Annotated in this window: 15 protein-coding genes; 7 read left to right on the plus strand and 8 right to left on the minus strand. The window is 70.2% G+C overall.

What is annotated here, in order from left to right; translation table 11 throughout:
- Window positions 1–54: 54 nt before the first annotated feature.
- A complete protein-coding gene (locus ABZV40_RS33205) occupies window positions 55–285 on the plus strand; it encodes an HNH endonuclease signature motif containing protein (RefSeq protein WP_355450737.1) in 231 nt (76 codons plus the stop codon).
- A gap of 22 nt (window positions 286–307) precedes the next feature.
- On the opposite strand, the gene idi is transcribed toward ABZV40_RS33205, so the two are convergent.
- Window positions 308–883: an isopentenyl-diphosphate Delta-isomerase gene (gene idi / locus ABZV40_RS33210; protein ID WP_355450740.1), complete on the minus strand. Its 576-nt coding sequence runs from the start codon at window positions 881–883 to the stop codon at window positions 308–310.
- Window positions 884–990: 107 nt separating this feature from the next.
- Between idi and ABZV40_RS33215 the strand changes: the two genes are divergently transcribed.
- Window positions 991–1,173, plus strand: a complete 183-nt coding sequence (locus ABZV40_RS33215; RefSeq protein WP_355450536.1) for an MbtH family protein — start codon at window positions 991–993, stop codon at window positions 1,171–1,173.
- Here the strand turns inward: ABZV40_RS33215 and ABZV40_RS33220 are convergent.
- From ABZV40_RS33220 to ABZV40_RS33230, 3 genes are all read right to left on the minus strand, one after another.
- Window positions 1,170–1,889: an NPCBM/NEW2 domain-containing protein gene (locus ABZV40_RS33220; RefSeq protein WP_355450540.1), complete on the minus strand. Its 720-nt coding sequence runs from the start codon at window positions 1,887–1,889 to the stop codon at window positions 1,170–1,172. The two genes, ABZV40_RS33215 and ABZV40_RS33220, sit on opposite strands and share 4 nt — an antisense overlap.
- Before the next feature lie 246 nt (window positions 1,890–2,135).
- Entirely contained in the window at window positions 2,136–3,422 is a 1,287-nt protein-coding gene (locus ABZV40_RS33225; RefSeq protein WP_355450543.1) for a beta-propeller fold lactonase family protein, read from the minus strand.
- Window positions 3,423–3,458: 36 nt separating this feature from the next.
- Window positions 3,459–3,944 carry a GNAT family N-acetyltransferase gene (locus ABZV40_RS33230; protein WP_355450546.1) on the minus strand — a complete coding sequence of 162 codons (486 nt, stop codon included), beginning with the start codon at window positions 3,942–3,944 and terminating at the stop codon, window positions 3,459–3,461.
- Between the two features lie 79 nt (window positions 3,945–4,023).
- Here ABZV40_RS33230 and ABZV40_RS33235 point away from each other — a divergent pair, with 79 nt between their 5' ends.
- A complete protein-coding gene (locus ABZV40_RS33235; protein WP_355450743.1) occupies window positions 4,024–4,521 on the plus strand; it encodes a sigma-70 family RNA polymerase sigma factor in 498 nt (165 codons plus the stop codon).
- A complete protein-coding gene (locus tag ABZV40_RS33240) occupies window positions 4,514–5,383 on the plus strand; it encodes a hypothetical protein (RefSeq protein ID WP_355450549.1) in 870 nt (289 codons plus the stop codon). Before ABZV40_RS33235 ends, ABZV40_RS33240 begins: the two co-directional genes overlap by 8 nt.
- On the opposite strand, the gene ABZV40_RS33245 is transcribed toward ABZV40_RS33240, so the two are convergent.
- Window positions 5,368–6,693, minus strand: coding sequence for a serine/threonine-protein kinase (locus tag ABZV40_RS33245; RefSeq protein ID WP_355450552.1), 1,326 nt, complete (start codon window positions 6,691–6,693; stop codon window positions 5,368–5,370). The genes ABZV40_RS33240 and ABZV40_RS33245 overlap by 16 nt on opposite strands.
- Window positions 6,694–6,762: 69 nt before the next feature.
- Between ABZV40_RS33245 and ABZV40_RS33250 the strand changes: the two genes are divergently transcribed.
- Window positions 6,763–7,719: a magnesium transporter CorA family protein gene (locus tag ABZV40_RS33250; protein ID WP_355450555.1), complete on the plus strand. Its 957-nt coding sequence runs from the start codon at window positions 6,763–6,765 to the stop codon at window positions 7,717–7,719.
- Between the two features lie 3 nt (window positions 7,720–7,722).
- Entirely contained in the window at window positions 7,723–8,490 is a 768-nt protein-coding gene (locus ABZV40_RS33255; protein WP_355450558.1) for an enoyl-CoA hydratase/isomerase family protein, read from the plus strand.
- On the opposite strand, the gene ABZV40_RS33260 is transcribed toward ABZV40_RS33255, so the two are convergent.
- Entirely contained in the window at window positions 8,491–8,946 is a 456-nt protein-coding gene (locus tag ABZV40_RS33260) for a DUF4231 domain-containing protein (RefSeq protein ID WP_355450561.1), read from the minus strand.
- Between the two features lie 34 nt (window positions 8,947–8,980).
- Here ABZV40_RS33260 and ABZV40_RS33265 point away from each other — a divergent pair, with 34 nt between their 5' ends.
- Entirely contained in the window at window positions 8,981–9,667 is a 687-nt protein-coding gene (locus ABZV40_RS33265; RefSeq protein ID WP_355450564.1) for a PIG-L deacetylase family protein, read from the plus strand.
- A 328-nt stretch (window positions 9,668–9,995) separates the two neighbouring features.
- Here the strand turns inward: ABZV40_RS33265 and ABZV40_RS33270 are convergent, their stop codons facing one another.
- Complete coding sequence (locus tag ABZV40_RS33270) at window positions 9,996–11,291, minus strand: UDP-glucose/GDP-mannose dehydrogenase family protein (RefSeq protein ID WP_355450567.1); 1,296 nt, start codon at window positions 11,289–11,291, stop codon at window positions 9,996–9,998.
- Window positions 11,291–12,619: a glycosyltransferase family 4 protein gene (locus ABZV40_RS33275; protein WP_355450570.1), complete on the minus strand. Its 1,329-nt coding sequence runs from the start codon at window positions 12,617–12,619 to the stop codon at window positions 11,291–11,293. The genes ABZV40_RS33270 and ABZV40_RS33275 overlap by 1 nt, the downstream gene beginning before the upstream one ends.
- Window positions 12,620–12,773 lie beyond the last annotated feature (154 nt).

Here is a 12,773-nt window from a genome sequence, read left to right on the forward strand (position 1 = left end):
CGACCTTGAGAAACGTGCCCGAGGAAACTCGGAAGGCGCGCTCAAGGTCGACCCATCTGCGGCAGACCACCCAAACAATGCGACGCGCATCATGTGCGTCACTGGGCGAATGGTGGCGATACGTCGGTCAAGAATGCGGTTCTGCTGTGCCGCCATCACCACACGCTCATTCACCGGAGTGAGTGGGAAGTGAAAATGGTGCACGGCATCCCGACGTTCTACGCACCCAGCTGGCTGGACCCGCAGCAAAAACCGAGACGTAACGTCATCAACTCGGTCGCGTGACCGCCCGGCCTGGACCGCCGCGTCAGGTGAGCTGGACCGCGGCAGGCAGCCCCGCCCGGTCCGCCACCGGCCACGCCAGCGGGTCGGGTCCGAGCTTCACCAGTTCGGGCACCTGCAGCCGTGCCCACGGCGAGACCTCGCGCGTGCCGTCGAGCACCGAGGCGGCGAACTCGGTCCACGGCACGCGCTCGGCCGAGTCGACCTCGTCCGGGTTCGGGTCGGGCTCGTCGTCGGAGAGCACCCGGAACACCGGGCACATCTCGTTCTCGACGACACCGTCCATCTCGGCGCGGTAGCGGAAGCGCGGCAGCAGCAGTTCCGGGTCGGAACACGTCATGCCCAGCTCGTCGCGCAGGCGCCGCAGCACGGCCCCGGCCATGTCCTCGTCCGGCAGCGGGTGACCGCAGCAGGTGTTGGTCCACACGCCGGGGAACGTCTTCTTGTGCAGCGCGCGGCGGGTGAGCACGACGCGGCCGGCCGAGTCGAAGACGTAGCTGGAAAACGCCAGGTGCAGCGGGGTGTCCGCGTGGTGCACCACGGCCTTGTCCTGCACGCCGATGGCCGAACCGTCCTCGGCCAGGAGGACCACCTGTTCCACAGTCACGGCCCAACACAACCACACGGGCGCTGTGATCCGGAAGCTGGGACGGTGAGCTTGAGCGCGGAGATAGCCGGACGAGAGGTGTCCCGCGTCACCCTGAGGTCATGACTCCCCCGTTCGCTCAGCCCCACACCATGTTCCTGGTGCTGGTCAGCCCAGCCGGCCGGTACTCGATCTGGCCGGCGGAGCTGCAGGTGCCCGCCGGGTGGCAGGTCGTCCACGGCGTCGCGTCCCGGCTGTCCTGCGAGGACTTCGTGAACCGCGCCGACGTGCCCCTCGCCGCCTAGCAGGTCACTCGCGCGTCGCCCCACACCGCGTTGTCGAGGCTGGTGCCGTCGCCGCCGTCAGTCACGCGCAACGTCAGCGACTTCACCCCGCTGACGTCGACGCTCACGGGCAACGCCGGGTCGACGGACCTGCGCAGCGGACTCTCGTAGAGCACGCGGCCGTCGCCGAGGACGGCGAACGTGACGGATCCTCCGGCGCCCGCCGCGCGGTCCACACGGCCGTCGACCTCGTCGTCCACCCCGACCGTGGCGTCGAAGCGGGTGCACGTCCCGATCTCGACCGTGTGGTCCGCGGGCGTCGTGCCGATGCCCTTGCCGAACCTGACTCCCCCGGTCGTCAGCGTCCTGCCCTCGACGGAGCGGTCGTTGCCCTGCACGTAGGACTGCCCGGCGGGCAACGGTTTCCAGACGTGCACGCGCACGGCCTTCTCCGCCTCGGCGCCCGAGCTGAACCGGTAGGGCTGGAACTGCGCCACCGCGGGCACGTCCGTCAGGCCGACGACAGGATCGGCCCCGACCCGCACCGTCCACCTGCCGCTGAGCGACTCGCCGGGCGCGACCCGGAAGGCCCGCACCGCGGCCGAGGCGCTCCACCCGGACGGCACGCGCGGCGCGAACGTCACGTCGTACAGCGGCTGCGCCGAGGTGTTGGTGAAGGTGCCGCTCAGCTCGAAGGTCTGGCCGGGCTGCACCGACACCTGCTCGGGGGTCGTCACGACGGTCGTGGACGGCAGGCCGTAGGTGGGCCTCGCGCAGGTGTCGCGAACCGACGGCAGACCAGCGCGACGAAACCGCCGTGACAACTCCGATGACAAGCCCAGGCCTGGCGGTCGTTTCAGAAGGAATCGCTGTCCGGCCCACCGACGTGCGCACCGCGGACACCGACACCGCCGTCGTCACCACGATCGGCGGTGTCGGTGCCGGCGCCACGATCGGCTACGACAAGTACCGGACGTTCACAGCTACAGCAGCACGATGTTGCCGTGCGCGCTGGCGCCGGTGTGCTCGTTGTCGCCCGCGAACGAGGCCGTGAAGCCCTGCAGCAGCGTGTTCAGCCCCACCAGCAACGACACGTTCGCGTCGCAGGTGGCCTTGCCGGACGAGTTGGTCGTGGCGGTGCACAGCGGGTTGCCCTTGACCGTGCGGAACACGACCTGCGCGCCCTCGACCGGGGCGCCGGTGTGCGTCTCGGTCAGCGTGGCGTTGAGCGAGCGGACCGTGAAGCCGACCAGCCGCAGCTGCAGCTGTGCCGTGCCGGCGGTCAGCTTCGCCGCGGCGGGCGGCACGAAGTGGATCGCGATGCCCACCGGGCGCTCACCGACCGGAATCGAGCCGGTGACCGCGTTGGACGCCGTGTCGATGATCGACACCGTGTTGCTGTTGAAGTTCGTGACGTAGGCCTTCGACCCGTCCGGCAGCAGCGCCACGCTGATCGGCCGGTCACCGACCGGGATCCGCTGCAGCTCCACCATCGCGGTCAGGTCCACCACCGACACCGAGTTCGACGCGCTGTTCGGCACGTAGGCGCGCGTGCCGAGAAGGGCGATGCCGTGCGGGAAGTCGCCGACGCCGATGGTGCCGATGACGGTCCGGGAGGCCGTGTCGATCACGGAGACCGTGTGCGAGCTCCTGTTCACGACGTACGCGCGCGTGCCGTCGGCGGACACGGCGATCGCCGTCGAGTTGCCGCCCACCCCGATCGAGGCGACCACGGCGTTGGCCGTCGTGTCGATCACGGAGACCGAGCCGCCGCCGGCGATGTCGTGCGTGACGTAGACGGACTTGCCGTCCGGCGTGACGACCACGCCGTCGGGGTTCGAGCTGACCGCGATCGTCGCGGTGACCGTCAGGGTCGCCGTGTCGACCACGGACACCGTGCCGTCGCCGTAGTTGGTGACGTAGACGAAACCGCCGCCGGGCGCGACCGCCACACCCGCGGGGTGGTTCCCGACGGGGATGGCCTTGTCGACCGAGTTGGTCGGCGTGTCGATGACGGTCAGCGTGTTCTGCGCGGAGTTCGTCACGTAACCGCGAGTCCCGTCGAACGCGACCGCCGCCATGTACGGCGAGCTGCCGCCGCTGTCGGTGATCGTCTCGGACACCGCGTTCGTGGCCGTGTCGATCACCGACACCCCGCCGCCGTTGTTGGCGACGTAACCCAGCACCCGACCGGCGGGAGCCGCCGAGGCCGGGGTCACCACCAGTGCCGCGGTGACGGCAGCAGCCGCCACCAGTGGACGCAACCGCATGTTCAATGCCTCCTGGCGCGCGTCATCCCGACCCGGTCAGGAAATCGCGTCCAGATGGGCGGACGTTAGCCTCTTTTCGAACCAATGCCCGGCGTACTTCGCGTCGTTGTAGTTCTCGATCTCGATGAAACCGTGCTTGGCGTATAGATTTCTGGCCTCGACGAGGTCGCTGCGGGTGTCGAGCCGCAGCACCGTGACGCCGCGCCGCAAAGCCTCGTCCTCCATCGCCGCGAGCAACGCCGACGCGGCGCCCCGACCGCGGAACGGCACCCGGACGAACATCCGGGTCAGCTCGCCGACACCGTCGCCGAGGAACCGCATGCCGAGACACCCCGCGTCCTCGCCGTCGCGTGACACCACGAGGAACACCGGCACGTCGTGGTCCTGCTCGTCGCGTTCGTAGGCGTCGATCTCCGCGTCGTCGGTCGGCCGCCCCCAGTAGCGGCTGATCATCTCGGCGTTGTACTCGCGGTTGAGCGGTGAACGCGCGGCGTCAGCTGCCGTCACGGTCCAGGTCGTCATGCGACCATGATCTGCGGCCCGTCCACTGTGATTCAGGTCACTGCAACACGGGAGCCGCGGGAAGCCAACTGGGGGCGTGATGTTCGCGGAGCTGTTCGACGAGCACGCTCAGCCGCTGCACCGGTATCTGGCGCGGCGAGTGGGTGTCGACGTGGCTGACGACCTGGTCAGCGAGACCTTCCTGACCGCCATGCGCGGTCAGGAGTCCTACGACCCGCAGCGGGGCAGTGTCGTCGGCTGGCTCTACGGCATCGCGACGAACCTGTTGCGCGGTCACGCCAAACGCGAGGTCCGGCTGTTGCGCACGGCCGAACGGTACGGCGTCGACCTCGGTGTCGCCGAGACGCTGGAGCACACGGTGGTCACCCGCATCGACGCCCGCTCGCACCTGCGGCTGATCGCCGGTGAGCTGGCCCGGATGCCCAGCGGCGACCGCGACCTGTTGCTGCTCGTGTCGCTCGCCGGACTGAGCGTGCAGGAGACGGCCGAGGCGCTCGGCCTGAACCCCGGCACCGCCCGGTCCCGGCTGCACCGCCTGCGCACCAAGCTCAAGGAACTGGAGCTCCGCCATGCGTGACCTGCTGGACGACGACCTCGCCGAGCTCTACTCGGTGCGGCCCGCGGACGACGTGCGGCTGGCCCGGTTGCGCGAGCAGCTCTTCACCGAGCAGCCGAAACGCCGTTCCCGCAACTGGGTCGGCATCGCGGCCGCGGCGATCGCGGTGGTGATGATCACCGGGCTGGTGGTGCTGCTGCGGCCGGCCGGGCGGGACGCGCCCGCCACCATGCCGACCGCCCCGGCCACGTCGCTCACCGACGCGGCGGCGCTGCTGGAGGTCGCCCAGGACCCTCCCGCGCGGTACAAGCACGTCCGGTACATGATCTGGCAGGCCATGTCCATCGGGTCACCGAACAGCCGGGATTGGAGTGCCGCGAAGGTCGAGTTCCAGGTCGACGCGTGGCTCCCGACCAGGCAGGGCGAGATGATCGTGATCTACCGCCGGCAGACCGGCGGGAGGCAGCCGATCGCGGGCACCCAGACAGAACCGGACCGGATGGCCCCCGCGGACTACCGGGGCCCGGCGCTGTGGGGCACGTTCTGCACGACCATGCCGTGCAAGGAGGCCAGCCTCGCGCTGCCGCTGCGGACCGAACCGGCGGAGAAGCTCGCGAGCGCCTCGTCCCGGTTGCTCTCGCCGTACACCACCAACGCGGAAAAGGCCGCGACCTACCGCGAGCTCGCCGCATCCCCCGAGATCCACTGGGACAACGGCAGGGTGTCCGCGGACGGCGGCCGGACCAGCTTCACCATCGACCCGGTGACCGGGCAGGTGACCGGGTCGGTGGAGCTCAAGGCGCCGGACAGCCCGCTGCCGGACGGCACGGTGTCCGTCCAGGTCGCGGTGACCAGCGAGTGGACCGATCAGCGGCCGTCGTAGGAGCGCGGCAGGTACCAGGCCAGGGCGGCGCGCAGTTCGGCCACGTCGCGCTCGCGCCGCCGCCGGGTCCGCTCGTGCGCGATCGGGAAGACCCGCACGCCGCCGTGGTGCGCGCTGAAGAAGCGGCGCGGCGCCGGGTCCTTCAGCCACACGACGACCCACGGCCGTTTCTTGTGCGGCACCACGCGCACGCGGGCCAGCTCGTACCACCAGTACTGGTGGAACTTGCCGTTGCGGGTGGTGGCGATGCCCTCGCGGCTGATCTCGATCACGACCTTGCGCCGGGCGGCCGCGCTGAAGAACCGCACGGCGCGCACGACCAGGACGAAGAACGCGGCCAGGGCCAGCAGCTGGGTGGCGCCGTTGGCGTGCGCGGCCGGGTCGGCGATCGCGGCGGCCAGCAGGCCCGCGGCGAGGTTGGTCAGGCCCCACGCGAACGGCACGATCCGCGACGTCGAGAACGTCGCGGCGGCGGGCGTCATCGGCGCGGGCAGCTTGGCGGTCGGCGGCTTCGGCGTGACGACCTGGGCGAGCAGGCGCGTGACCTCCGCCGGTTCGGGGCGCTTGGCCGGGTCGCGGTGCATGCACTTCTGCACCAGCGGGCGCAGCGTCTTCGGCACGCCGTCCAGGTCGGGCTCGCCGTGGGCCGCGCGGTACAGCAGCGTCGCGGTGGGTCCCTCGCCGAACGGGCCCTTGCCGGTGGCCGCGTAGACCAGCACGGCGCCCAGCGCGAAGACGTCGGAAGGGCACCCGACCTCCTGGCCGGTGATCTGCTCCGGCGAGAGGAAACCGGGGGTGCCGAAGACCATGCCGGTCTCGGTCAGCGCGGTGTGCTCCATGGCGCGCGAGATGCCGAAGTCGATCACGCGCGGGCCGTCGGCGCCCAGCAGGACGTTGGACGGCTTCAGGTCGCGGTGCACGAGCCCCGCGCGGTGGATCGCGGTCAGCGCCTCGGCGAGCCCCTCGGCCAGTCTGCGCAGGTGGTGCTCGGGCAACGGGCCGTGCCGTTCGATCGCCTCCTGCAGCGTCGGGCCGGGCACGTACTCCGTCGCCATCCACGGGCGGGGCGCGCGCGTGTCGGCGTCCACGACGGCCGCGGTGCCGGCCGACCCGACCGCGCGGGCCATCTGCACCTCGCGGCGGAAGCGTTCGCGGAAGCGCGGGTCGTCGGCGAGCTCGGCGCGGGCCACCTTCACCGCCACCTGCCGCCCGTCGCTGCCTTGTCCCAGGTAGACCGTTCCCATGGCGCCACGGCCGAGCCTGCCCAGCAGCAGGTAGTCGCCAATGCGTTGAGGTTGGTCCACCTTCACCGGATCGAGGGTAGCGGCAGTTGGGCGCCGATCCTCACATCTGAGTACATCTACGTAGGCTTGTCACCCATGAGCCGGACCCGCTTGTACCGCAACGGCGAACTCGTCGACCAGAGCTTTCCCGTCGCCGACGTCGCGCGTCACCTGGAAGATCAGGGTTCGGTGGTGTGGTTCGACCTCTGCGCGCCGTCGGAGGAGGAGATAGGTCTGCTCCGCGACGAACTGGGCCTGCACGAGCTCGCGATCGAGGACGCCTTCGGCGAACGCCAGCGGCCCAAGGTCGACCGCTACCCCACCCACCTGTTCCTGAGCGTCTACGCCGTCCGGTACGCCGAGCACGAGATCAGGCCGTGCGAGGTCGACGTCTTCGTCGCCCGCAACGCGCTGGTGACCGTCCGCAAGAGCGAGGAGTACGACCTCGCGGGCGTGCTGCGCCGGTGGGACGCCGCCCCGACGCTGGCCAAGAGCGGTGTCGGCTTCCTGCTGCACGGCCTGCTCGACGACGTGGTGGACAGCCACTACGCCGCCGCCGAGCAGCTGGACGACGACATCGAGGCCCTGGAGGACCGGATCTACCAGGAGAAGCCGCACGTGGGCCGCAAGGCGCTGCAGCTGCGGCGCGCCCTGGTGCAGCTGCGGCGGGTCGCGTTGCCGATGCGGGAGGTGCTGGGGTCGTTGCTGCACCGCGAGCACGACCTCGTGGACGACGAGATGATGCCGTACTACCTCGACGTCAAGGATCACGCGCTGTTCACCGCCGAGCTGACCGAGTCGATGCGCGAGCTGGTCACGAACCTGCGCGAGGCCGAGGTGGCGGTGCAGGGCAACCGGCTCAACTCGATCATGAAGAAGGTCACCAGCTGGGCCGCGATCATCGCGGTGCCGACCGCGATCTCCGGCTACTACGGCATGAACGTGCCGTACCCCGGTTTCCAGCAGTGGTGGGGCGTCTGGATCGCCACGGCGGGCATTCTGCTCCTCTCGTCCATCCTGTACGTCATGTTCAAGCGCCGTGATTGGCTGTGACCGATGAAGATCCACCTGACCCGGCGGGACGAGCTGGCGATCATCACGATCGACGCGCCGCCGCTGAACCTCTACTCCCTGGACCTCGACTCGGAGTTCCACGACGCGCTCGACGAGCTGGGTGACGCGCGGGCGTTGCTGGTCAACGCGACGGGCAAGGTCGTGAGCGGCGGTGTGGACGTGGCGCTGTTCGCGGCGCAGGAGTACCGCGAGGACGCGCAGGCGTTGTTCGACCGCATGCTGCTGCTCCCCCAGCGGCTGGCCGCACTGCCGATCCCGACCGTCTTCGCCGCGCACGCGCTGTGCCTGACCTGGGCGTTCGAGCTGGCGGTGGCGTGCGACCTGATCCTCGCGGCGCAGAGCGCCCGCTTCGGGCTCGTGGAGAAGGTCGTGGGCCTCACGCCGACGATGGGCGGCACGCAACGCCTCGCGGCCCGCGCGGGCGTCGGCCGGGCCAAGGAGTTCGTGATGACCGGCGACCTCTACGACGCCGCCACGCTGGAGCGCTGGAACGTCGTGAACCGCGTGCTGCCGGACGACGGTTTCGCGGCCGCCGCCGAACAGTTCGCCCTCTCGCTGGCGGTCGGCCCGACGCAGGCGCACGCCGCCACGAAGCAGGTCCTGGCGCACTTCGAGCACGGTGGCGTGCCGGAGGCGGACGCGCACGTCACGACGATCGCGTCCGCGTTGTTCGAGACGCAGGACCTGCCCAGGGCCGTGCACAGCTTCCTCACCGACGGTCCCGGCCGCGCCACGTTCCTCGGCAGGTGATCAGGCGTTCTCCCGGAACTTCAGCCAGCTGGCGCTCAGCGTGTCCCAGATCTCCTGGTAGCGCTGGAACATCTCGCGCACCCGGTCCGGATCGATCTCGTCCGCCGGGCGCGAGGCGATGTAGTAGGAGAGGTCGTCCTGCAGCCGGTGGAACCTGTAGCTGGCCTCCTCCATCAGCACCCACAGCGACCGCCACGCGAAGAACGGCTCCAGCGCGCTGACCACCGTGACGACGGCGACGAGCGAGAACGCGGTGCCGGTCCAGGGGTCGAGGTTCTGCAGGCCGAGGATGATCGTCGAGGTCGCCGACAGCACCAGCGTGGTCAGCCGGACCGTCACGGACTTCCAGCGGAACCGGCGCTTGCGGGAGCGGGCGTAGGTGTGGCCGCGCTCGATCTGGTCGCGGAGGTGGTGGGCGAGTTCCAGCGGCTTCAGGCCGGACGGCAAGTCGGTCACGCGCCGGAGAGTAGTTAACGGGTACCGTCCGCGCGTGCAGTTCGCCGGACCTAGAACCCTGCTGGCCGTCCACGCCCACCCCGGCGACGAGTCGTGCGCGACCGGAGGGGTGCTGGCGCACTACGCCGGTCAGGGTGTCCGGGTGGTCGTCGTCACGTGCACCAGCGGCGAGCTGGGCAACGCGCCGGGCGGGGCGCGGCCGGGCGAGCTGGGACACCACCCCGAGCTGGTGGCGGCACACCGGCGGGCGGAGCTCGTCGCCGCGTGCGACGTGCTGGGCGTCACAGACCTGGAACTGCTGGGATATCACGACTCCGGCGTGACCGGCGAGGTGCCGCCCGGTGCTTTCTGCGCCGTGCCGGTGGAAACCGCCGCAGGCCGGGTTGCGGCGCTGATCGAGCACTACCAGCCGCAGGTCGTCGTCACCTACGAGGACCGGCACCGCGACCGCACGCACGTCGGCCGCGTCGCCCGGCTGGCCGTGCGCAGCACCGGCATCCCGGCCAAGCTCTACCTGCGGGGGCACGGCAGGACCGTCGTCGACACGGCCGCGGTGGCGCAGCTGAAGCGCGAAGCCGTGCGGTGCCACGGAAGTCAGTCGTTCGCCGACGACGAACCGGAGTCGTACATCCGCGCGTTCGACCTCAGCGGGTCGCCACTGCCGGAGACCGACTTCTTCGCCGGCGTGACCAGCTGCGCGCCGGACCTGCCGCGCTGGTGAGCCCCCTGCCGTCTCGATGAACGGCGCATTTGTCCACCTGAGGTGAACGAATGCGCCGTTCATCGACGGCGAGCGTGCTGGTGTGGACAGGGGCTCAGAGGCCGAGGCCGGACAGCAGGCCGCTCGCGAGGTGGCTCGCCTGGGCCAGCAGGCCGCTGGCCTGGTGCACGAGCCCGGTGATGATGTCCATGAGTCCAGCCATGGTGGGAACCTCCCGGCAAGACCCGGCGGACTGGTCCCGCCGGGTGTTGCGGGGAATCAAAGCGCTAGCACACGAACACCGCGCGCCCACTCACACCATTGAGCTAATCGGACTGTCTCAAATGGACTACCGGCGGCCGAGCGACGTGCAGGTGAAGCCCGCCCGGCGGATGACGTCCGGGTCCAGGATGTTCCGCGTGTCAACGACAACGGGCTGCCGCACGGTCTCGGCGAGGCGCGCCCAGTCCAGTGAGCGGAAGTCCGGCCACTCTGTCAGCACGACCAGCGCGTCGACGTCCTTCGCCGCCTGGTACGGATCGTCCACAACGGACACCGCGCCCAGGTCCGTGCCGCCCGCCAGCGCCGGGTCGTAGCCCACGAGGTCGGCGCCGGCCTGCTTCAGCAGCGCCGCGACGGCCAGGGCGGGCGAGTCGCGCAGGTCGTCCGTGCCCGCCTTGAACGTGAGACCGAGCAGGCCGAGCCGCACGTGCGACAGCGAGCCGCCGCGCTTGCCGGTGACCGCCAGGCGGACCTTCTCGACCATCCGCTGGCGCTGGCGCTCGTTGGTGTCGATCGTGGCGCGCAGCAGGCGGAACTCGAAGTCGGCCGCGTCCGCGACCTGCAGCATCGCGTGCGTGTCCTTGGGCAGGCACGAGCCGCCCCAGCCGGGGCCGGGGTTGAGGAACGCCTGGCCGATGCGCTTGTCGTAGCCCATGCCCTCGGTGACGTCGGTGATGTTCGCGCCGAGCCGCTCGCACAGCTCCGCCACCGCGTTGACGTACGAGAGCTTCATCGCGAGGAAGCAGTTGGCCGCGTACTTGACCATCTCGGCCGAGGCCGCGTCGGTCAGCACCGTGGGCGCGCCGAGGCGGGCGTAGAGGGCCGCGACGCGTTCGGCGGCGTCCTGCTGGTCGCAGCCGACGACGATCCGGTCGGGGTTGAGGAAGTCGTGGACGGCGGAGCCCTCGCGCAGGAACTCGGGGTTCGACACGACGGCCACGTCGTCGCGGCGCAGCAGCTCGGCGGTGCGGACCGAGGTGCCCACGGGCACGGTGGACTTGTTCACGATCACACAGCCGGACGGCAGCAGGTCGCGCGTCTCGTCCACAACGGACTCGACGGCCTGCAGGTCCGCGATGCCGCCGACGCCCATCGGCGTGGGCACGCAGAGGAAGACGACCTCGGCGTCGGCCACCGCGGCGGACGCACCGAGCACAAAGGACAACCGGCCGGACGCGAGACCTTCGCTCACCAGGTCCGCGAGCCGCGGTTCGAGGATGTCGACCTCACCGCGCGACAGCCGCTCCACCTTGGTCTCGTCGACGTCCGCGCACACCACGCTGTGCCCGAGCGACGCGAGGCAGGCGCCGGTGGTCAGGCCGACGTAGCCGGTGCCGACGACCGCGATCCTTCTGACGAACATCATTCTCCCGTTCGGTTGACCGCGAACGCACGAAGCACGGCGTCGTCGCTCACGTCGATCATCTTGTTGCCCCACTGGTCGGTGCCCGCGGTCAGCTCGGGCCTGCCACCGGGGAACGGGCCCCGCGAGGCGAAACCGGTGAGCCCGTCGAACACCGCGACGTAGTTCTCGGCCTGCGGGCGCCAGTCGAGCTCCGCCTCGCAGCGCCGCCTGCCCTCGAAGCCGAGCCGGCCGCGGCGTTCCGCGTCGTCGAGCAGGTCGAGCAACGCGGTGGTGAACGCCTCGACGTCACCCGGCTCGACGTAGACGGCGCAGTCGCCGGCGGACACCACGGTCTCCGTCAGCCGGTACGAGACGACCGGCAGAGCGTAGGCCATGTACTCCATGGTCTTGTTCATAGTGGACACGTCGTTCAAAGGCGACAACGGGTCCGGGCCGAGACCGACCGCGGCCGTGGACAGGTAACGGGTGATCTGTTCGGGCCCGACCCGTCCGGTGAACTCGACGTACGGGTCCAGGCCCCAGGCTCCTGCCTGCTTCTTCAGGTCTTCGAGGCAGTCGCCGAAGCCCAGCAGCGCGAACCGGACGTCGGTGCGGCCGCGGTCGAAAACCACTCGCCGTGCGACTTCGAGCACACCGTCGACGCCGTCCTGCGGGCCCATGATTCCCAGGTACGCCACCAGATGTTTGCCGCCGCGTCGCAGCTCGTCCACGCCCTCGACAGGCCGCATCACGGTGGTGTCCGGGCCGGAGCGCACGACGGTGGTGCGCTCGGGCGGCACCGAACCGCGCGTCCACGCGATCTTCTGGTACGAGGTGTTGGTCGACGTCACCCGGTCGGCCGTGCGGAACGTCCTGCGCTCCAGCCACTTCAGGATCCGGTACTGCAGCTTGCCCGCCGCGCCCTTCGGCTCACCGAACCGCGACAGGAACACCTCGGGGTTGAGGTCGTGGTGGTCGAAGAGGAACTTCACGCCGCCGAGCCGCCACAGCAGCGCCAGCGCCCAGTAGGTGTCCGGCGGGTTGCACGCCTGCATCACGTGGAATCGCCTGCGGGAGCGGACTTTCACGCTCAGCAACGCCGTGCGCACCCAGCAGTACAGGAACTCCCACGCGTACCCGAGCGCGCCTTCGGCCTGCGGTGGCGGCGCGTACTTGTACAGGTGCACGCCGTCGAGCAGCTGATAGGCGGGATCTCCCGGACCTTTCGGGCAGATCACCGACACCTCGTACCCCGCGGCGGTCAGCGCCCGGCACTCCAGCCAGACACGCCTGTCCAGGGGTACCGGCAGGTTCTGCACGATGATCAGCACATGCGGAGAGCTCAAGGGTCCCTACTTCCAACGGGGTCCGACGCCTCGTAGGTCGTCATCAGCGGCCGAAGAGTTACGTGTTCCACTCAAAGGACGGAGCGGCGAACGGTCGTGTGCGCCCAGACGGTGTAACGCCGTCTCGTATCGGCCGATGTAGCAAGCGGAGAAC

It is taken from the genome of Lentzea sp. NPDC004782 (assembly GCF_040609115.1).
GTDB lineage: Bacteria > Actinomycetota > Actinomycetes > Mycobacteriales > Pseudonocardiaceae > Lentzea.